This window comes from Janthinobacterium rivuli (genome assembly GCF_009208735.1).
Lineage (GTDB): Bacteria > Pseudomonadota > Gammaproteobacteria > Burkholderiales > Burkholderiaceae_D > Janthinobacterium.
Genome location: NZ_WFLJ01000002.1, coordinates 191,284 through 211,296, shown reverse-complemented (window position 1 = coordinate 211,296; position 20,013 = coordinate 191,284). Strand labels below are relative to the sequence as shown.

General features: G+C 65.9%; 17 protein-coding genes and 1 tRNA gene. 8 read left to right on the top strand and 10 right to left on the bottom strand.

The annotated features are described in order from the left end of the window. Positions 1 to 103: 103 nt before the first annotated feature. Positions 104 to 733, bottom strand: coding sequence for a DUF4136 domain-containing protein (locus GCN78_RS03495; RefSeq protein ID WP_152250436.1), 630 nt, complete (start codon positions 731 to 733; stop codon positions 104 to 106). Positions 734 to 930: 197 nt separating this feature from the next. Between GCN78_RS03495 and pepN the strand changes: the two genes are divergently transcribed. From pepN to GCN78_RS03480, 3 genes are all read left to right on the top strand, one after another. Continuing rightward, on the top strand, positions 931 to 3,585 hold the full coding sequence (pepN, locus tag GCN78_RS03490) for an aminopeptidase N (RefSeq protein ID WP_152250435.1): 2,655 nt from the start codon (positions 931 to 933) through the stop codon (positions 3,583 to 3,585). Positions 3,586 to 3,619: 34 nt separating this feature from the next. Beyond that, the gene (locus tag GCN78_RS03485) at positions 3,620 to 4,621 is read left to right on the top strand and encodes a class 1 fructose-bisphosphatase (RefSeq protein ID WP_131685345.1); all 1,002 of its coding nucleotides are present in this window, start codon (positions 3,620 to 3,622) and stop codon (positions 4,619 to 4,621) included. A gap of 117 nt (positions 4,622 to 4,738) precedes the next feature. Further along, a tRNA-Thr gene (locus tag GCN78_RS03480) sits at positions 4,739 to 4,814 on the top strand. A 69-nt stretch (positions 4,815 to 4,883) separates the two neighbouring features. Here the strand turns inward: GCN78_RS03480 and GCN78_RS03475 are convergent. The 4 genes from GCN78_RS03475 to GCN78_RS03460 form a co-directional block, all read right to left on the bottom strand. Continuing rightward, positions 4,884 to 5,306: a cupin domain-containing protein gene (locus GCN78_RS03475; protein WP_152250434.1), complete on the bottom strand. Its 423-nt coding sequence runs from the start codon at positions 5,304 to 5,306 to the stop codon at positions 4,884 to 4,886. 77 nt (positions 5,307 to 5,383) lie between these two features. Further along, a complete protein-coding gene (locus tag GCN78_RS03470) occupies positions 5,384 to 6,211 on the bottom strand; it encodes an AraC family transcriptional regulator (RefSeq protein WP_152250433.1) in 828 nt (275 codons plus the stop codon). A gap of 83 nt (positions 6,212 to 6,294) precedes the next feature. After that, entirely contained in the window at positions 6,295 to 7,389 is a 1,095-nt protein-coding gene (locus GCN78_RS03465) for a porin (RefSeq protein WP_152250583.1), read from the bottom strand. Positions 7,390 to 7,393: 4 nt separating this feature from the next. Further along, the gene (locus GCN78_RS03460; RefSeq protein ID WP_152250432.1) at positions 7,394 to 9,268 is read right to left on the bottom strand and encodes an amidohydrolase; all 1,875 of its coding nucleotides are present in this window, start codon (positions 9,266 to 9,268) and stop codon (positions 7,394 to 7,396) included. A gap of 244 nt (positions 9,269 to 9,512) precedes the next feature. Between GCN78_RS03460 and GCN78_RS03455 the strand changes: the two genes are divergently transcribed. Together GCN78_RS03455 and GCN78_RS03450 are read left to right on the top strand one after the other, a co-directional pair. Next, positions 9,513 to 10,211: a YoaK family protein gene (locus tag GCN78_RS03455; protein ID WP_152250431.1), complete on the top strand. Its 699-nt coding sequence runs from the start codon at positions 9,513 to 9,515 to the stop codon at positions 10,209 to 10,211. Positions 10,212 to 10,219: 8 nt separating this feature from the next. Continuing rightward, a complete protein-coding gene (locus GCN78_RS03450) occupies positions 10,220 to 13,294 on the top strand; it encodes a sensor histidine kinase (protein WP_152250430.1) in 3,075 nt (1,024 codons plus the stop codon). Here GCN78_RS03450 and GCN78_RS03445 read toward each other — a convergent pair. Continuing rightward, the gene (locus tag GCN78_RS03445; protein WP_152250429.1) at positions 13,268 to 13,900 is read right to left on the bottom strand and encodes a response regulator transcription factor; all 633 of its coding nucleotides are present in this window, start codon (positions 13,898 to 13,900) and stop codon (positions 13,268 to 13,270) included. The two genes, GCN78_RS03450 and GCN78_RS03445, sit on opposite strands and share 27 nt — an antisense overlap. 197 nt (positions 13,901 to 14,097) lie before the next feature. On the opposite strand from GCN78_RS03445, the gene GCN78_RS03440 reads away from it, so the two are divergent. Both GCN78_RS03440 and GCN78_RS03435 read left to right on the top strand, forming a co-directional pair. Continuing rightward, positions 14,098 to 14,784, top strand: coding sequence for a hydrolase (locus GCN78_RS03440; protein ID WP_152250428.1), 687 nt, complete (start codon positions 14,098 to 14,100; stop codon positions 14,782 to 14,784). A gap of 74 nt (positions 14,785 to 14,858) precedes the next feature. Further along, entirely contained in the window at positions 14,859 to 15,140 is a 282-nt protein-coding gene (locus tag GCN78_RS03435; RefSeq protein ID WP_152250427.1) for a XapX domain-containing protein, read from the top strand. Between the two features lie 12 nt (positions 15,141 to 15,152). Here GCN78_RS03435 and GCN78_RS03430 read toward each other — a convergent pair whose 3' ends face one another. The 3 genes from GCN78_RS03430 to GCN78_RS03420 all read right to left on the bottom strand — a co-directional run bounded on the left by GCN78_RS03430 (position 15,153) and on the right by GCN78_RS03420 (position 17,697). After that, positions 15,153 to 15,800, bottom strand: coding sequence for a response regulator (locus GCN78_RS03430; RefSeq protein WP_152250426.1), 648 nt, complete (start codon positions 15,798 to 15,800; stop codon positions 15,153 to 15,155). 8 nt (positions 15,801 to 15,808) lie between these two features. Then, complete coding sequence (locus tag GCN78_RS03425) at positions 15,809 to 16,543, bottom strand: sensor histidine kinase (protein WP_193316592.1); 735 nt, start codon at positions 16,541 to 16,543, stop codon at positions 15,809 to 15,811. A gap of 173 nt (positions 16,544 to 16,716) precedes the next feature. Next, positions 16,717 to 17,697 (bottom strand): alpha/beta fold hydrolase, encoded by a 981-nt coding sequence (locus tag GCN78_RS03420; RefSeq protein ID WP_152250424.1) that lies wholly within the window; start codon positions 17,695 to 17,697, stop codon positions 16,717 to 16,719. A gap of 175 nt (positions 17,698 to 17,872) precedes the next feature. Between GCN78_RS03420 and GCN78_RS03415 the strand changes: the two genes are divergently transcribed. Then, entirely contained in the window at positions 17,873 to 18,286 is a 414-nt protein-coding gene (locus tag GCN78_RS03415; RefSeq protein WP_226939439.1) for a DoxX family protein, read from the top strand. On the opposite strand, the gene GCN78_RS03410 is transcribed toward GCN78_RS03415, so the two are convergent. Further along, positions 18,283 to 19,683 carry an aminotransferase-like domain-containing protein gene (locus GCN78_RS03410; RefSeq protein WP_152250423.1) on the bottom strand — a complete coding sequence of 467 codons (1,401 nt, stop codon included), beginning with the start codon at positions 19,681 to 19,683 and terminating at the stop codon, positions 18,283 to 18,285. The two genes, GCN78_RS03415 and GCN78_RS03410, sit on opposite strands and share 4 nt — an antisense overlap. Between the last annotated feature and the right edge of the window lie 330 nt (positions 19,684 to 20,013).

The window sequence follows — 20,013 nt, the reverse complement described above, 5'->3', positions numbered from 1 at the left end:
CACCTTTGCCGCCGAGGCGTATTACTCATAGGCATAAAACGCAGACATAAAAAAACCGGCTGGCGCATCGCTGCACCAGCCGGTTTTTTGTATTGCCGCGTCTTTACTCTATTTTTACTTCCACTTTACGAGGGACGCCGCTCTGGCCGGGGAAGTCGGCAAAGGCGCTGGCCACCATGGCCGGCATCACTTGCGACGTGGCGCGCTTGTTGCTGGTCGATTGCACGGTCACGTCGTACAGTTTCTTGCCGTGGCGGTCATTGATCGTCACGCGCAATTCGCGCTCGTATTTATGGCGCACGCTTTCTTCCACGTCCATCGGACCATACCAGTAGGGGGTGTAGCCAAAGCGGCCATAGCCTGGCCACGCGCCATAGCGGTAGCCGTAGCGGCCAGGCCAGTAGCCTGGGCCATACCAGAACGGATCGGTGGTTTGCAGCACGCGCTCAGGATAGTCGACGGTGGAAAAATTCATGGCCACGCGCAAATTGGCCGCCGCCGGGCCGGAAGCTTCGCCGAAGCCGTGCTTGGCCAGTTCCGCGCGCACCAGGTTCTGGTAGCTGCGGTATTCCAGCGTGTCGTCTTCCGCCGCTGGCGCTTCAAACGCATACGATTTGTCCTGCAGTTGCGCAGGCCACTCATGGAATACGGTCACGTCGCTGCGTATGGTGGTGGCGCATCCGGTCAGCAACACGGTCAATGCGGCCATCATGATGGTGAGATATCGTTTCATCGCATGATCTCCTGATAGTAGACGCAATTCATCGCCTAGTATTATAAGAATAGTTCTATTTGTTTCCATGCATTATTACAGAATGTTACCTGGCATGTCCGCGTGTAAGGGAATCCAACATTCCTGAGCTGAATCGCGACTATCGGGGGCTGGTGTTGGTAAAATAGGCTTTTGCCTCCGCTCCCACCCCAATCCCTATGCGCACAGACAGCCCTCAGACGATTTACCGCAAAGATTACACGCCGCCCAGCTTCCTGGTCGACAGCGTCGAACTTGGTTTCGATCTCGATCCCGCCCGCACAGTGGTGGCGAGCCGGATTCAAATGCGCCACAACCCGGCCAGCGGCAGCCGCAGCATCGAATTGCACGGCGAACACATCGAACTGGTGATGGTGCGCCTCAATGGCAAGGTGCTGAAACCATCGCAGTACAAGCTGACGCCCGGCATGCTGACCATCCCCAAGGCGCCCGACGACGTCGAACTCGATATCGAGACCGTGCTGGCGCCGCAAGACAATACGTCGCTGTCCGGCCTGTACGTGTCGAACCACAATTTCTTCACGCAGTGCGAAGCGGAAGGCTTCCGCCGCATCACCTTCTTCCCGGACCGCCCGGACGTGATGGCCAAGTACACGGTCATGCTGCGCGCCGACAAGGAACACTATCCGGTGCTGCTATCGAACGGCAATCTGATCGAAGAGGGCGACCTCGGTGATGGCCGCCATTACGCCAAGTGGGAAGACCCGTTCAAGAAGCCGTCCTATCTGTTCGCCCTGGTGGCGGCGCGCCTGGTGTGCCAGGAAGAGCGCTACACCCTGAAGTCGGGCCGCGAAGTGCTGCTGCAGGTGTGGGTGGAAGACGGCAACCTCGATAAAACCGACTACGCCATGCAGTCGCTGAAAAACTCGATCCGCTGGGACGAGGAGCGCTTCGGCCTGGAACTTGACCTGGACCGCTTCATGATCGTCGCCGTGGGCGACTTCAACATGGGCGCGATGGAAAACAAGGGGCTGAACATCTTCAATACCAAGTATGTGCTGGCCAATCCGCGCGTGGCGACCGACGTCGATTACGCGGGCATCGAAGCGGTGGTGGGCCACGAATACTTCCATAACTGGACCGGCAACCGCGTGACGTGCCGCGACTGGTTCCAGTTGTCGCTGAAAGAAGGCTTGACGGTGTTCCGCGACCAGGAATTTTCGGCCGACATGATCGGCACGGACACGGGCCGCGCCGTCACGCGCATCGACCAGGTGCGCACCTTGCGCCAGGCGCAGTTCCCCGAAGACGCCGGTCCGATGGCGCATCCCGTGCGTCCCGATTCCTTCGTCGAAATCAATAACTTTTACACGGTCACGATCTACGAAAAAGGCGCCGAAGTGGTGCGCATGTACCAGACCCTGGTGGGCCGCGACGGTTTCCGCAAGGGCATGGACCTGTACTTCGAGCGCCACGATGGCCAGGCCGTCCAGTGCGACGACTTCCGCGCCGCCATGGCCGACGCGAATGGCCGCGACTTCAGCCAGTTCGAGCGCTGGTACAGCCAGGCCGGCACGCCGGTGGTGGCCGCTTCCACGCGCTACGACGCCGCCAGCCAGACGTTTGAACTGACCCTGTCGCAAAGCTGCCCCGCCACGCCGGGCCAGCCGAAAAAACTGCCGTTCCACATTCCCGTCACCGTCGGCTTGCTGGCAGCGGATGGCCGCGACCTGCCGCTGCACGTCGACGGAGTGGCATCGAATGGTGCCACCAGCGTCGTGCTGGAATTGACCGAAGCGTCGCAAACCTTCCGCTTCACGCACGTGACCGAAGCCCCCGTGCCGTCGCTGCTGCGCGACTTTTCCGCGCCGGTGGTGCTGGAATACGATTACACCGACGCCGAGCTGCTGCACCTGTTCCGCCATGACAGCGACCCGGTCAACCGCTGGGAAGCGGGCCAGCGTCTGGCCATGGAGCGTCTGCTCAAGCTCACGGGCGCCGTCGCCGCCGGAGAGACCCTGGCGCTGGACGATACCTTCATCGAGGCGCAGCGCGCCCTGCTGGCCGACGAGACGCTCGATCCCGCCTTCCGCGAGCTGGCCCTGATCCTGCCGTCGGAAACCATCATCGCCGAGCGCATGGCGCAAGTCGACCCGCAGGCGATCCATGCGGCGCGCCAGTTCATGCGCCGCACCATCGCGGCAGCCCTGAAGCCTGAATTGCTGGCGCAATACCACGCCAACCAGACGCCGGGCGAATACAGTCCCGACGCCCTGTCGGCCGGCAAGCGCGCCTTGAAAAACCTGGCCCTGTCCTATCTGCTGATCGCGCCGGAGGCGCAAGAGCTGGCCCTGGCGCAGCGGCAGTTCGACGGCGCCGGCAACATGACGGACCGCGCGGCCGCCCTGGGCGCCCTGATACATTCGGGTTCCGCAGCGCATGCACAGGCCGCCCTGGCCAGTTTCTATGCCGATTTCGAGAATGAAGCGCTGGTGGTCGACAAGTGGTTCGCCATGCAGGCGGCGGCGCCAGCGACCGACGTGCAAGCCGTGCGCCAGCTGATGACGCATCCGGCCTTCACCCTGAAGAATCCGAACCGCGCGCGCAGCCTGATCTTCAATTTCACCAACGGCAATCCGTCGCAGTTTCATGCGGCTGACGGCAGCGGCTACGCCTTCTGGGCCGAGCAAGTCATCGCGCTCGACGCCCTGAACCCGCAGGTGGCCGCGCGCCTGGCGCGATCGATGGACCGCTGGCGCCGTTACGTGCCCGCGCTGCAAAGCCACATGCGCGACGCGCTGGAAAAAGTCGCCGGCCAGGCCAGCCTGTCGAATGACGTGATGGAAGTCGTCAGCAAGGCATTGGCCAATTAACACCGCAATCACTCATTCAAACAAAAGGGAATTCATGAAACGCATCAGTCTTACGCAATACCTGGTTGAAGAGCAGCGCTCGAACAACAGCATTCCGGCCGAACTGCGCCTGTTGATCGAAGTCGTCGCGCGCGCGTGCAAAACCATCAGCCACGCCGTCGGCAAGGGCGCGCTCGGTGAAGTGCTGGGCACGGCCGACACGGAAAACGTGCAGGGCGAAGTACAGAAAAAGCTTGACATCATCTCCAACGAGATCCTGCTGGAAGCGAACGAATGGGGCGGCCACCTGGCGGCCATGGCGTCGGAAGAGATGGAATCGATCCACCCGATCCCGAACCGCTATCCGAAGGGCGAATACATGCTGCTGTTCGACCCATTGGACGGCTCGTCTAACATCGACGTCAACGTCTCCATCGGCACCATCTTCTCGGTGCTGAAAGCGCCGGAAGGCATGGGACAGCCGACCGAGCAGGACTTCATGCAGGCGGGCAGCAAGCAAGTGGCGGCCGGCTACGCCGTGTACGGTCCGCAAACCATGCTGGTGCTGACCTTCGGCAATGGCGTGAACTGCTTCACCCTGGACCGCGAGATGGGTTCGTGGGTGCTCACGCAAAGCAATATGCAGATTCCGCCGACGACGAAGGAATTTGCCATCAACATGTCGAACGCGCGCCACTGGCATCCGCCCGTGAAACGCTATGTCGACGAACTGCTGGCCGGCGACACGGGCCCGCGCGGCACCAATTTCAACATGCGCTGGATCGCCTCGATGGTGGCCGACGTGCACCGCATCCTGAACCGCGGCGGCATCTTCATGTACCCGGCCGACCTGCGCGACACCTCGATGCCGGGCAAGCTGCGCCTGATGTACGAAGCGAACCCGATGGCCTTCATCGTCGAGCAAGCCGGCGGCGCGGCCACCGACGGCCAGCAGCGCATCATGGACATCGCCCCGCATAAGCTGCACCAGCGCGTGCCCGTCTTCCTCGGCTCGAAAGACGAAGTGGCCCGCGTCACGGCCTACCACGCGGAGTAAAAAAGCCGCACTTTTCCACGATTTTGAGCGGCCCGCAGCCGGGCCGCTAAAAAAATGCAAAAAAGTTCGCGTTGACACTAGCAAATTTTGTGCATTGTTTGTAGAATGTGGGTCTTCGCCGTTGTAGCTCAGTTGGTAGAGCAGCACATTCGTAATGTGAAGGTCGCCAGTTCGATTCCGGCCAACGGCACCAAGTTTCATCAGAAAACCCGCTCACTTGCAAAAGTCAGCGGGTTTTTTGTTGTCTGTCACATTCCCCGGCTCAGATCCACTGATCGTTTTCCACCGTGCGCTCGCCCGCCTCGCCGTCGCCCGTGTTGACCACGCCGCGCGGCTCGATCAGCAGCAGCCTGGTTTCGGCCATGGCGCACGGTTTATGTTCGACGCCCTTGGGCACCACCGTCATCTGGCCGGCACGCAGCACGACGGCGTGTCCTTCCGCGTAGCCGGGGCCGCGCAGGGCGATGCGCAATTGCCCTTCCAGCACAATAAAGGTTTCGTCCGTATCGGCGTGCCGGTGCCACTGGAATTCGCCCTGTACCTTGACGACCTTGAATTGGTAGTCATTCATTTCGGCGATGACGCGCGGCTGCCAGTGCCCGTCAATCAGGGCGACCTTGCCCGCCAGGTCGATGGATTGGCCCTGGCCGCGCGTGGTGATGGTAGTGATGGTGGTGGTGGACATGCTGTGCTCCGTTCAAGTGGCGATGCAGCCAGAATACGCATGCACTTGCGGGGCGTATTGAACGATCGTGGGTGTTTTCAGCCCTTGACGCTACCGCCGGCGTAGCGCAGCCAGCGGCCAGGCGTCAGTCCATGGGTTTTCAGGAAATGCCGCGTCATGTGGCTCTGGTCGGCGAAGCCCGCGGCCATGGCGGCCGATGCGAGCGTGGCGCCTGCCAGCAGCAGGCGCCGCACCATCTCCAGGCGCCGCATCGTCAGATAGCGGTACGGGCTGGTGCCATAGAACACGCGAAAGTCGTGCGACAGGCTCCAGCGGTCGCGTCCCGTTGCCGCTTCAAGTTCCGCCAGGGTGACGGCCCGCGTGCAGTGCGCCTGCAGGTAGTCGCGCGCGCGGCGCGCCGCCAGGAAGTCGCCTCGCAAGCGCCGAGCCGGCGTGCCGGCCACCGCCGCCAGCGCATGCGCCAGCTCGGCCAGCGCATCGCTCTGCTCCAGCGCTTCGAGCGGGTGGCCGTCGTGCGGCAGCAAGGCGGAGGTGGCGGCCGCCAGGCGGGGATCGGTCGACACGCCTCCTTCGATGAAGGGCAGCGCGCGTCCGCCCAGCACGTCCTGGAACAGCGCCGGTTCGATATACAGCATGCGGTAACGGAAGCCTGCGTCGGTGCCCGCCTGGCCATCGTGCGCCTCGTCGGGATGCAGGATCATGGTATTGCCGGGCAGGCTGTCGCGCTGCCCGCGACGGTAGCTGAAACGCTGCACGCCCGCCAGCGTGCGGCCGATGGCGTAGGTGTCGTGGCGGTGCATGGCATAGGCCTTGCCCTTGAACCACGCCTCGATGCGTTCGACCCCTTGTACCGGTTCGGCGCACTTGACCCAGTCGCTGCGCGCTGGCGCTGATGCTCGCTTCATGATGTTTGTCCGTGGATGCCCGCCCTGGTTGCCGATTGCTGACTGTACCCGCCGCGCGCGCGGCTGTCCACGAAAACCGTGAATCAGAAATTGTGCCGGATTCCCAGCGCCACGCCCGACATGGTGGCGCCCTTTGTTGCTGCGTCGCGTGCCAGGCTGTTGATGGCAAAGTCGGCGACGCCGTTGCGGCCGTTGGCCAGGCGCGTGTAGTAGGCATACAGGCTGCTGCGTTTCGATAGCTGGTAGTCGTAGCCGGCGGTGGCGTGGGTGGCGCCCGTACCGGCTCCCGCGCGCACCGTGCCGATGCTTTCCAGCGCGCCGCCGCTGGCGCGTTGGGCATGCGCCAGGCCGAAACGCAGGCCGTGGCGGCCGAACTGGCGCGTGGCGGAGACATACACCGTTCGGCGGCGCAGCTCGCCCGTGGGCGTCGCATAGCGCAGGTTTTCCAGCACCACCGCCAGCTGCGTGGCGCTGTCGAGGCGCCACGCGAGGGCCAGCTTGCTGCCACGGTCGGTCAGCCCCCGTCCCTGATAGTCGTGATGGTCTTCCTGCGCCAGGGTGGCGTACAGGGCGCCGCCGTCGTAGATCAATGCGGCCGAAGTCAGCGCCGGATGCGCGCCGCTGGCGGGCCGCTCTTCCCCCATGCCGCGCGCCACGTGCAGCGACCAGCCCTGCCACTGCGGCGTCCAGTAATGCACGCTGTTCTGCTGGCGCCGGTCGAAGGAAGACGTGTTGCTGGTATTGCTGTCGCTGGCGCCGGCGCCGTTGCCCATGAGGCTCATGTAGCCGGCCGTGGTGGGGTAGAACGGGTCGAGCGCGGACGTGGCGCTGTTGTAGGGCAGGGTCCAGTTCCCGCCAAACAGCGTGCCCCACGGGCCGGCAATGCCGACGCGCGTGTCGCGCGCGGCGATGGACCCCGCGCCCGTGTCGGGCGCCAAGGTGCCCTCGACCTGGAACAGCGCCTGCCAGCCGTCGCCCAGGTCTTCGCTGCCGCGAAAACCGAGTACCGAGCGGTTGTTGGAGACGCGCTGCACGCTGTCGCCGCTGCCTGACGAGTGCAGCGCTTCGAGCGCCACGTTCAGGCGGCCGTACAGCTGCACATTTTCTTGTGCCGCGGCGGGCAGGGTCGCCGCCAGCGCCAGCGCGCCGGCCGCCAGCAAAGGCAATCGCGTCAGCATGGCATTAGAACGCAAAGCAGCTGCACCCCAGCGCGCCCCAGAAGCCGGAATGGCTGGAGACGGGCACGGAACTCTTGCGCGCCACGTCGTGGGCGTGGGCGTGCACGCCGCAGGCGCCCTGGCACTGGTGCTGTTGCATGATGCTGCTCTTTTGCGGCGGAGCGGCGCGGTAATGGCCGGCCACGTTTTTCACGGGCGACCAGTCCGGCAACACCGGGATGGGAGGCGGCGCCAGTGGCGTAAATTCCGCCTGGCCGTAGACGATCTTGCCGCCGACGATGGTGAGTACCGATTCGATCGACTTGATGGCCTCTTCAGGTATGCTGAAAAAATCCGCGCTCAGCACGGCCAGGTCGGCCAGCATGCCTTCCTGGATGCGGCCCTTCTTGCCTTGCTCGCTGGAGAACCAGGCGCTGCCTGCCGTCCACAGTTCCAGCGCCGTGTCGCGCGACAAGCGGCTGCCCGCGTCGTACAGGCGCAAGCCGCCCACGGTGCGGCCCGATACCAGCCAGTACAGCGCCGTCCACGGGTTGTAGCTGGCGACCCGGGTGGCGTCGGTGCCGCCGCCCACCGGCACGCCCGAGGCAAGCATGCGCGCGATCGGCGGCGTCGCCTTGGCCGCTTCCGCGCCGTAGCGGTCGACAAAGTATTCGCCCTGGAAGGCCATGCGGTGCTGGATGGCGATGCCGCCGCCCAGCGCCTTGACCCGGTCGATGTTACGCGGCGTGATGGTTTCGCAATGGTCGAACATCCAGTGCAGGCCGTCGAACGGGATATCGCGGTTGACCTTTTCAAACACCGTCAGCATGCGCTCGATCGATTCGTCATAGGTGGCGTGCAGGCGGAAGGGCCAGCGTTTGGAGACCAGGTGGCGCACCACCTTTTCCAGTTCGTCGTCCATGCCGGGCGCCAGGTCCGGGCGCGGCTCGAGGAAATCCTCGAAGTCGGCGGCGGAAAACACCAGCATTTCGCCGGCGCCGTTATGGCGATAGTAATCGTCGCCCTGGCCCGGTGTGACCATCTCCGTCCATTTTTCGAAGTCTTCCAGTTCGCGTCCCTTGTTCTGCGTGAACAGGTTGTAGGCGATGCGGATCGTCAGTTGCTCTTTTTGCGCCAGTTCCTCGACCACCGCGTAGTCTTCCGGATAATTCTGGAAGCCGCCGCCCGCGTCGATGGCGCTGGTCAGGCCGAGGCGATTGAGTTCGCGCATGAACTGGCGCGTGGAATTGACTTGCAGTTCGCGCGGCAGGGTTGGACCCTTGGCCAGGGTCGCGTATAAAATCATGGCGTTCGGCCGCGCGATCAGCATGCCCGTGGGGTTGCCGGCAGCGTCGCGCACGATTTCGCCGCCCGGCGGGTTCGGCGTGTTCTTGTCGTAGCCGACCACGCGCAGGGCGGCGCGGTTGAGCAGGGCGCGGTCGTACAGGTGCAGGATGAAGACGGGCGTGTCCGGCGCGGCGGCGTTGATTTCATCGAGGGTGGGCATGCGTTTTTCCGCGAACTGGAATTCATTCCAGCCGCCTACCACGCGCACCCATTGCGGGTTCGGCGTGCGCAGTGCCTGTTCTTTCAGCATGCGCAGGGCGTCGGCCAGCGAAGGCACGCCTTCCCAGCGCAATTCCAGGTTGTAGTTCAAGCCGCCGCGGATCAGGTGCAGGTGCGAGTCGTTCAGGCCGGGAATCACGGTACGGCCGCCCAGGTCGATCACGCGGCTGTCGGGCGCGCGGTGGCGCATGACGTCTTCAAGATCGCCGACGGCGAGGAATTTGCCGTCGGCGATGGCCACGGCGCTCGCCTGCGGGCACGACTTGTCGACGGTGTGGAAGCAGCCGTTGATCAGTATCAGCGGCGCGGCGGAGGAAAGGGACGGTTCGGTCATGATGCAGCTCCATGGTGGCAATGCGGGGGAGGCCGGGGCGCGGCCAGGATCTGCGGTCAGTGTAGCCCAGGGGCCGGGAGCGGACACGGGCCAAAAGATCAGGTATGGCAGGTATGGCGGCGCGCCGACTGGTCTAAGGGCGGGTGCGGCCGCGCGCGACATGGATTACCATGCCGGCAGTAGCGGCTGGGCATGCGTCCGGATGCATTTTTTATCGCGGTTTACCGCATCGCAGGGAGTCCTCATGGATCAAGCACCACACAGCCGTTTATACGGCACCAGCCTGGGCTTTTTGGCCGGGTATGTCGATACGCTGGGCTTTATCGCCCTGTTCGGCCTGTTTACCGCCCACGTCACGGGCAACTTCGTGCTGATCGGCGCCGCGCTGGCCGAACCGACGCGCATCCCCATCCTGCTGAAAATCCTCGCCTTTCCCGCCTTTATCGCGGGCATCGTCGTCACGCGCCTGATGGTGCTGGCCATCGAGCGCCGCGGCGGTCCGGCGCTGACGCTGGCCTTCCTGCTGCAATGGATCTTGCTGGCCGGTTTCATGGTGTTCGGCGTGCTGGCCGAGCCGGTCGGCAAGGAAGCGGGCACGCTGGCGATGCTCGCCGGCTTGCTGGGCACGGCCGCCATGGGCGTGCACGGCGCCACCAGCCGTCTGCTGCTGGCGCATCTGGCGCCGACCTCCATGATGACGGGGAACGTGACGCAGATCGTGCTCGACACCGTCGACGTGCTGCGCGGCGCGGCCGATGCCGCCACCCATGCGCGCTGCGGGAAGTTCTTCTGGCCGCTGCTGGCCTTTGCGCTGGGCGCCATCGCTGCCGGCTTTGGCTACCTGGTCTTCGGTTTCGCGGCGCTGGCCGTGCCGTTGGCGCTGTTGGGCGGGCTGATCGTGGTGGAGCAGCGTAGCGGACGGACCGCCGTGCCCGTGTCCTGACCGCCGCCATGCGCGCCTTCCTGCTGTGGCTGATATTCATGCTGGCCAGTCCTTGCGGGCTGGCCATCGATGCCGCACGCGGCATCCATCAGCTGCAGCACACGCGCTGGACGGCCAGTGAAGGCGCGCCCGACGATATCATCGTCATGGCACAGGGCAATGACGGTTTCCTGTGGCTGGGCACGCATGCGGGCGTGCGCCGTTTCGACGGCTTGCGCTTCGAACCCGTGCGCGCGCGCCAGGGCAGCTTTCCCGACACGGTGGCGCTGGCGCTCAAGCGCGCCGCCGACGGCGGCATGTGGATAGGCTGGCAAGTAGGCGGCATCAGCCACGTCAAGGATGGCGTGGTGCGCAATTACGCCGAGCCGCAGGGCGTGCAGGCGGGCGCCATCTGGGGCTTTGCCATCGGCGGCGACGGCGCCGTGTGGGCGGCCGGCGTGTCCGGCATCTCGCGTTTCGATGGCCGGCGCTGGCAGGCGATGGGACCGGCGCAGGGCTATACGGCGCAAAAGGCGTCCGCCGTGTTTGCCGACCGCGATGGCCGCATCGCCGTGTTCAGCGAAAGCGGCCTGTTCATGTGGCAGGCGACGCAGTCGCGCTTCGCGCCGCCCATCGGCCGGCTTGACCTGCGCGCGCCGCCGCAGCAGGGACCCGACGGCCGCATCTATTTGCTGGAGATGCGCGGCATCCGCATCATCGAGTCGCTGGAACGCTACGACCAGCTCGATCATCGGTGGATTTACCGCGATACCAGCGGCACCAGCGGCAGCATGCTGGTCGACCGCGCCGGCACCTTGTGGTTCGACAGCCAGTACGGCTTGCACCGCACGCGCAGCGGCGGCGCGCTGGCGCCGGGACAGCTGGGCATCAGCAGCGACACGGAATCGTTCCTGCCGCGCGATGGCTTGAGCAATGTCCTCGTCGGCTCCATGTGCGACGACAATGAAGGCAATGTCTGGGTTGCCACGTACGGAGGCCTGGACCGTTTCCGCCAGGCCGCGCCCGTGGTCCTGCGCACGCGTGCCGCGCCCGGCGTGGCCGAAGTGTTCCGTACCCAGGAAATGCTGGCCGGAGCGGCAGGTGCGATGTGGCTGTCGCGCGATGACGTCCTGGGGCCCCTGCTGCTGGCGCGGGCCGACGGCACGGTGCTGCGCGCGCCGCGCCTGGGCCCCATCAGCGCCATCCTGGAAGCGCCGGACGGCCTGTGGGTGGCGGCCCGCGCCGGCCTGCAGCAGCTGGCCGGCGAGGATGGGCGCGTACTGCGCACGATCGCCTATCCATCCGACGCGGCCGCGGTCAAGCGCATGCGCGCCGGCGTGCTCGCGCCCGATGGCAGCATCTGGGGCGTGTTCAGCGGTGCCGGTGTTTTCCAGTACCGCGACGGGGCCTGGCGGCGCGAACCGCTGCTGCCCGATGGCGGCGCGAAAGTGCCGCTGGCGCTGCTGGCCGACGCGGCCGGGCGCCTGTGGCTATCGTATGCCGATGGCAGCGTCGCCATGCTGGAACGGGGGCGGCTGCACACCTTCGGTCCCGCGCAGGGCCTGGACCTGGGCAAGATTCCCATGCTGATCGAATACCGCGGGCAGGTGTGGGCGGGCGGGCAGCATGGCGTGGCGCTGTGGCGCGGCGGCCGCTTCGTCACCCTGCGCAGCGAGCCGGCCAGCGGCACCGAGGGCGTGGTGGGCCTGCTGCGCGCGCGCGACGGCAGCCTGTGGCTCAATCACGGCAGCGGCGCCGCGCACGTTTCCGCCGCCGAAGTGGACCTGGCGCTGCGCGACGCCGCCCATGCCATGCGCGCCACCTCGTACGACGCCGTCGATGGCTTGAACGGCAGCATCGGCATGCTGCACAACCGCTCGGTGGCCGAAGCGGACGATGGCAAGATCTGGTTTTCGCGCCAGAGCGCGACGTTCTGGATCGATCCGCGCCAGGCGCTTGCTCCCTTGCCGGCGCCACGCGTGGAAATCGGCGCGCTGCTGGCAGACGGCCGGCGCGTCGATCCGCCCGCAAGCGCCGGCCTGCAGCTGGCGGCAGGTACGCGCGATGTGCAATTCCATTACAACGCCGCCAGTCTGGGCACGCCGGAGCGTTTGCAGTTCCGCTACCGGCTCGACGGCTACGATACACACTGGCAGCAGGCGGGCGGCCGGCGCCTGGCGCAATACACGGGCCTGGGGCCTGGCAGCTACCGCTTCGAAGTCATCGCGGCGAATGGCGACGGCGTGGCCAGCACGGTGGCGCAACTGCCGTTCCGCGTGCTGCCCACCTTTTACCAGACCAGGTGGTTCCGCAGCCTGTGCGCGGCGCTGCTGCTTGCCGCCGTGTACGGCGGCTACCGCTGGCGGCTGCGCCAGCACGCCGCGCGCCTGCAGGCGCGGATGGAGGCGCAGCAGGCAGAGCGCGAGCGCATCGCGCGCGAGCTGCACGATACCCTGCTGCAGGGCACGCAGGCGATGATCCTGCACTTTCATAATGCCAGCATGGCCCTCGCCGAGGATGATCCCGCGCGCGCTGCCATGCTGCGCGCGCTCGACGACGCCGACCGCATGCTGGGCGAGGGGCGCGACCACGTGCACGACTTGCGCGCCGGCGACGATGCCGGCGCGCGCTGGAGCGCCATCCTGCAACGCGAAGGCGAGCGGCTGGCGGCGCAGCACGGCATCGTGTTCCGCTATGCGCAGGAAGGCGAGGCGCGCCAGCTGCATGCGCGCGCCGCGCACGAAATTTACCGCATCGCCAGCGAAGCGCTGCGCAATGCCTTCCAGCATGCGCGCGCGCAGGTGGTCGAGGTGGCGGTGCGCTATGCGCGCGGCGGCATCGAATTGCTTGTGCGCGACGATGGCCAGGGCTTGCCGCCGGTGGTGGCGGCAAACGGGCAGATTCCCGGACACTGGGGCATGCCCGGCATGCGCGAGCGCGCCGCCAGGCTCGGTGCGCGTCTATCGGTGGATGGGCGCGACGGGGGCGGCACGCAGTGGCGCCTGCGGGTGCCGGCGCGCCGCGCCTGGGCGGCGGAGCACGGTCCGCTGCGCCGCTGGTGGCAGCGCTGGCGCCGCTCAGGCGTCGAGGATGCCGCGCCGTAGCGCGATGGTGACGGCGTGGGTGCGGTCCCTGGCGCCCAGCTTGGCCAGGATGGTGCTCATGTGTGCCTTGACGGTTTCTTCCTTGATCTGCAGCAGGGCGCCCGTTTCGCGGTTGGAATTGCCTTGCGCAACCTGCTTGAGCACGTCCAGTTCGCGGTTTGACAGCACATCGCTGCAGGCATACAGCGCCAGCTCCGCCTCGATCTCGGGCGTGATGTGGCGCCGCCCCGCGTGCACGTTCTGTATCGCCGCCAGCAGTTCGTGGCGCAGCGCGCTTTTCAGCACATAGCCGCAGGCGCCCGCGCGGATGGCGCGCAGCACCTGCGTGTCGCCCTTGTAGGTGGTCAGCACGATGATGCGCGCCTGCGGATGGCGCGCGCGGATGGCGCCGATGGCGTCCAGGCCGCTCATGCGCGGCATCTGCAAATCCATCAGCGTGACATCGGGCAGCAGCGCGTCAAATTGCTGCACCGCTTGCTGGCCATCGGTGGCTTGGCCCACCAGCGCCACGCCAGGAAAGGCGCGCAGCAGGGCCGCGATGCCGTCGAGCAGCAACTGGTGGTCGTCGGCGATGAGCACGCGTATCGCTGCCGTATCGCTGTGCATGATATTGCCAGGCAAAGAGGAGTGATCGATCAAGAGTCGTCGGAACAGGGTGAGCAAAAGGTATTTTACCGCAGCGCTCGCCAGCCTGCAGGGGGGATTGCCCAGGGGAACCTATATTTAGATAGTGGTGCGGGCGCGGCGCCAGGCATACGATGCACGGCAGTACCCACTCAACCCAACTCTGCATGGATGACATCATGACCAATCCGAAACTGGAAGTCCTTACCTCCGACAATTGCCAGATCATCTTCATCGACCAGCAGCCGCAAATGGCCTTCGGCGTGCAGTCGATGGACCGGCAAGCGCTGAAAAACAATACCGTGGGCCTGGCCAAGGCCGCCAAGGTGTTCAACATCCCGACCATCATCACCACTGTCGAAACGGAAAGCTTCTCCGGCCATACCTATCCGGAACTGCTCGACGTTTTCCCCGGCAAGGATATCCTCGAGCGCAGCTCGATGAATTCGTGGGATGACCAGAAGGTGCGCGATGCGCTGGCCGCCAACGGCAAGAAGAAGGTCGTCGTGTCGGGCCTGTGGACGGAAGTGTGCAACAACAGCTTCGCCCTGTGCGCGATGCTCGAAGGCGATTACGAAATCTACATGGTGGCCGACGCCTCGGGCGGCACTTCGAAGGAAGCGCACGACTACGCCATGCAGCGCATGATCCAGGCTGGCGTGGTGCCCGTGACGTGGCAGCAGGTGCTGCTGGAATGGCAGCGCGACTGGGCGCACAAGGCAACCTATGACGCCGTCATGGCCATCGTGCGCGAACACTCGGGCGCCTACGGCATGGGCGTCGACTACGCCTACACGATGGTGCACAAGGCGCCGCAGCGCATCCATGGCGAGCACGCCACCCTGGCGCCGGTGCCGGCCAGGTAAACGCCGCGCGGCAGTGCCATGCGCCGCGCGCCTGACCGCGCGCGGCGTTTTTTTTTCATCGAAAGGAATGCGCCATGAAGTTATATGTGATTTCGCTGGCCGTGGGCTTGCTGGTCGGCATCATCTACGCCGTCTTGCAGGTGCGCTCGCCGGCGCCGCCCGCGATAGCCCTGATCGGCCTGCTGGGCATGCTGATCGGCGAACAGATCGTCCCCAGCGTCAAGCGCCTGATGGCGGGCGAAGCCATCACGGTGTCGTGGCTGCGCAGCGAATGCGTGCCAAAGATCAGCGGCGTGGAAGCGAAGCCAACGCTGGCCAAGGCCGAGCCGCAGCAGAAGGATGACGGCGTCGCCTGATATTCCCGGCAGTTAGAACGCGCCCAGCAAGCCGCGCCGGGCGGCCACCGTGGCCGCCTCGGTGCGGCTTGATACGTTGAGCTTGGTCAAAATATTATTCACGTGGAATTTGACGGTGCCCACCTCGATGCCGGCGCTGCGCGCGATCATCTTGTTGCTCTTGCCCGCCGACAGGTGCAGCAGAATGTCGTGCTCGCGTTTCGACAGGCGGTTCGCCTCGATGCGGCTGGCTTGCTGCGCCGCCAGTTCCGGCGGCAGGTAGTGCCTGCCGGCGGCCACCTGGCCGATGCACTGCGTCAGTTGCAGGAAGCCGGAATCCTTCAGCAGGTAGCCGCGCGCGCCGGCGCGCAGGGCGCGGTGCACATTGTCCTCGCCCTGGTAGGTGGTGAGGATGACGATCTTCGCTTGCGCGTCCTCGGCGCAGATGCGCTCGATCGCTTCGACGCCATGCATTTCCGGCATGTTCAAATCCATCAGCACCACGTCGGGCCGCAATTGCCGGTACAGCTCCACGGCGGCGCGGCCCGTGCCGGCCTGGCCCAGCAGACGCAAGCCGGGCAGCGAGGCGATCAGCGAGGCCAGGCCGGCCAGGATCAGCGGGTGGTCGTCGGCGATCAGCAGCGAGACAGGAGGCGCGTCGTTGTCGCGGGGCGTGTGCATGGTGGTATTCATCGTGCTGGCAGGGTGAAGTGGAAGACTGTGCCGTGCGGCGCGCCGGGCGCATGCCACAGGCGGCCGCCGTGCGCGTCGAGGATGCGGCGGCAGATCGCCAGGCCCATGCCCATGCCGTCCGGCTTGCTGGAATACAGGGCGTGGTAGAGGCGCTCGGCCGCCTGCGGCGCGATGCCGGCGCCATTGTCGGCGACGCTGAAATGCTGCACGCCCCCGTCCACGCGCGAAGACAGCAGCACCGTGCGCGGCCGGTCGCTGGTACCCTGCAGGGCCTCGATGGCGTTCATCAGCAGGTTCAGGATGACTTGCCGGAATTGTGCCGGGTCGGCCTGCAGCAGCGGGCGGCCCGGCGCCAGCTGCGTTTCCAGGTGGATGGCGTGGCGTTGCAGTGGCGCGCGCAACAGCGGCAGCAACTCCTGCACGGCGTCGTCGGCGACAAAATGATCGTGGCTGCCCGGCACGTTGCAGGCCAGGCCATGCACGCTGCGCAGCACGGCGCTGGCATGGCTGCCGGCGCTGGCGACCAGGGCCAGCGCCGCGCGCGCCTCGTCGAGGCGGGGCGGGTCGTGGTCGAGCCAGCGCAAGGCGGCATCGGCATTGAGCGCGATGGCGGCCAGCGGCTGGCGCACCTCGTGCGCGACCGACGCGGCAAATTCGCCCATGCCGCCCATGCCGCTCATGCACTGCGCCTGCGCCAGGCCGGGGTCTAGTTGCTGAGGGAAATAATGCATGCTGGCCATCGCCGTGCTCCTGTCGCTGTCGCGGCGGATGCCGCATTGCAACAAGTATGCATGGCATCGTCGCCAGGGCACTTATACGAATGGGGGAGGCGGACGGTTTTTTTGCAAGGCTGTGGCGGGAAACACCGCCGGGCGGGCCGGCGGTGCGGGAAGCGAAGAGCGGATCAGGACTTGATAAAGGCCAGCAAGTCTTCGTTCAGGCGGTCCTTGTGGGTGGCCGGCAAGCCGTGCGGCGCGCCTTCATAGATGACCAGCTTGGCGTTCTTGATGAGCTTTGCCGCCGCCTTGCCGGACGCGTCGATAGGCACGATCTGGTCGTCGCCGCCGTGCACCACCAGGGTCGGCACGGAGATCTTCTTCAGGTCGGCCGTGAAGTCCGTCTCGGAAAACTGCTTGATGCAATCGTAGGCGTTCTTGATGCCGCACTGCATGCCCTGCAGCCAGAAGGTGTCGCGCATGCCTTGCGATACCTTGTTGCCGGGACGGTTGGCGCCGAAGAACGGCACCGTCAGGTCCTTGAAGAATTGCGAGCGGTCGGCCAGCACGCCGGCGCGGATGCCGTCGAAGACGGACATCGGCAAGCCGCCCGGATTGGTCTCCGACTTGACCATCTGCGGCGGCACGGCGCCCACCAGCACGGCCTTGGCCACGCGCTTTTCGCCATGGCGGCCGATGTAGCGCGCCACTTCGCCGCCGCCCGTCGAATGGCCGACCAGGGTCGCGCCCTTGATGTCGAGCGCGTCGAGCAGGGTGGCCAGGTCGTCGGCGTAAGTATCCATGTCATTGCCCTGCCAAGGCTGGCTGGACAAGCCGTGGCCGCGGCGGTCGTGCGCGATGACGCGGTAACCGTGGCTGGCCAGGAACATCATCTGGTCTTCCCAGGCGTCGCCCTGCAGGGGCCAGCCGTGGCTGAAGACGACGGGCGTGCCCGTGCCCCAGTCCTTGAAATGGATGACGGTGCCATCCTTGACGGTGATGCTGTTGACGGTGAGCTTGCCCGGCGCGGCGGCTGCGGCAGCGGCAGGCTTGGCGGCGGCGCTGGCGCCACCGGCGGCCAGCAGGCCCGCACCGGCGGCCACACCGGCGACGCTGACGAGCAGCTTGCGGCGGGAGTTGACTTCTTCGGCTTCGATTTTCTTCGACATGATGCATTTCCTTCGGGGATGGGGGAGGGAGGCCAGGCAAGGCTGGGCATCACTGAGTCTAGGCCTTCGCGCGCGCGGGCGCCTCTGCCAAAAGACCAGTCGCGCCCGGGCGGGCGCTTGCCTATGATGGCCGGCAGCGGTGCGCCGTGCCGCCTGGCTTTTCAATGGAGCGAACATGAAGAAAAACTGGATGGCGGCGCTGGCCGGCCCCTTCTTACCCGATGCCGGCTTGCTGTTTGCGCGCGTGGCGGGCGCGCTGCTGGTGCTGCACGTGCACGGCTTGCCCAAGCTGCTGCACTTTTCCCAGGAACTGGCGCACATCGACGACCCGCTGCACCTGGGCCGCGCCGTCACCCTGTATTGCGCCCTGTTCGCGGAAATCCTCTGCCCGCTGCTGATCGCCGCCGGCTTGCTGACGCGCCTGGCCTGCCTGCCCCTGCTGTTCCTGCTGGGCGTGTCGATGCTGCTCGTGCACCCTGACTGGAGCATCGCCGACGGCCAGTTCGGCTGGCTGCTGATCATCGTCTTCGGCACCATCGCCATCGGCGGCGCGGGACGCTACTCGCTCGACGCGCGGCTGCGCGGCTAGATCACGCATTCGCGCGGCACGGCCGGCTTGTGCGCCAGCAGCAGCGATAATTTCTTCAATGCGTTGACCAGCCGCGCGCGGTCGCGGATGCTGCCCAGAGAGATGCGGATGGCGTTTGGCGGACGGCTGTCGTAGAAGGCGTCGGAAGCCGTGACGGCCACGCCCTGGGCGCGGGCGGTGGCGGCCAGTTCGCGCGAGGTCCAGTAGCTGGGCAGCGAAAACCATACGTGGATGCCGTCGCTGCGCGGGTGGCTGGTGCCCGTCAGGATGGTGCGGATGACGTCCTGGCGCGCATCGGCCTCGCTGCGTATGCCGGCCAGCAGTGCGTGCGCGGAGCCGTCGTGTATCCACTGCGTCGTCAGCGCCATCGTCACGGGTGTGGCCATCAGGGAAAACGAGCGCAGGGCATGCAGGAAGCGCTCGCGCAGCTGCGCGTCGGCGATCAGGGTGTAGGCCATGCGCAGGCCGGGCGCGAGGCATTTCGACAGGGTGGCGATATGCGACACGTGGTCCGGCGCGTAGTGCGCCAGCGGGGGCGGCGCGTCGGAGGCCAGCAGCCAGTACGGGTCATCCTCGATGATGTGCATGCCGCAGCGCTGCGCCACCTGCGTGATGGCCAGGCGGCGCGCGGCCGGCATGGTGTGCGCCGTGGGGTTTTGCAGGGTGGGGTTCAAGTACACGAGGCGCGCGTGGTGCTTGCGGCCGGCCTTTTCCAGCGCTTCGGGCAGCATGCCGTCGGCGTCCGCTTCCACGGCGACGGCCTTGCGGTTCAGCTGGCCCGCCGCCGTGCGCAAGCCAGGATACACGGCCGCTTCCGTCAGGATGGTGTCGCCGGGACGGCTGAGGGTCAGTATCAGCGCCGCCAGCGCCGCCTGCGCGCCGGGACAGGCCACGACGTGCTCCGCGTCGACATCGCCGAACATGGGCGCCAGCCAGGCGGCGCCGGCCGTGCGGTCCGCTTTGCCGCCGCCACCCAGGTGATAGCTCATCAATAAATCGCTGTCCGTGCGCAGCAGCACCTGCGCCAGTCCCTGTTTCAGCAGATCGTCGAAATCCACGCCCACGGGCGGCGGCGGGATGTTCATGCTCAGGTCCAGCATTTGCGTCAATTCGACTTTCGGCGCCGCCACATAGGTGCCGCGCGCGCCCTGTCCCTCCAGCAGGTTGCGGCGCTTGGCCTCGTCATAGGCGCGTGTCACCGTCGTCAGGTCGATCTGGAACAGCGCGGCGAGCCGGCGCTGCGGCGGCAGGCGGTCGCCGGGGCGCAGGCTGCCGTCGGACATCGCGCGCTCGAGCATGTCGGCGATCTGCAGATAGCGCGGTCCGCCGTGCTGCACGAACGGCGTGAGCCAGGCGTTGGCCTGGCTTGCATCTTGCATGGATTTTGGCTCGGACATGTGGTCTTAATGTATGGATATTGTTGCCGACATTATGCATAAAATTCCTGTTGGAATCCATACATTTATGCGGGGCCGGCTTTGTCTTCAGCTGAGCTTCACGCACGCCTCCTCGTTGCTTCCCCAGCATCCTATCTTGGCCGACATGGCGTCATGCGGCCAGGATAGTGCTCGCCAGGCCGGCGGCGATTGCTATTTCCAACAGGAATTTAAGTCTGCGCCTCAAGGTGTGGCAACGCACGGTGGCGCGAGGCAGGCGCGGTTAAGGTGGTGCTAACAGCTTGCTGCTGATCCACTGTTTGATATGGCTCAGCCCGGCAGCGTTTAGCC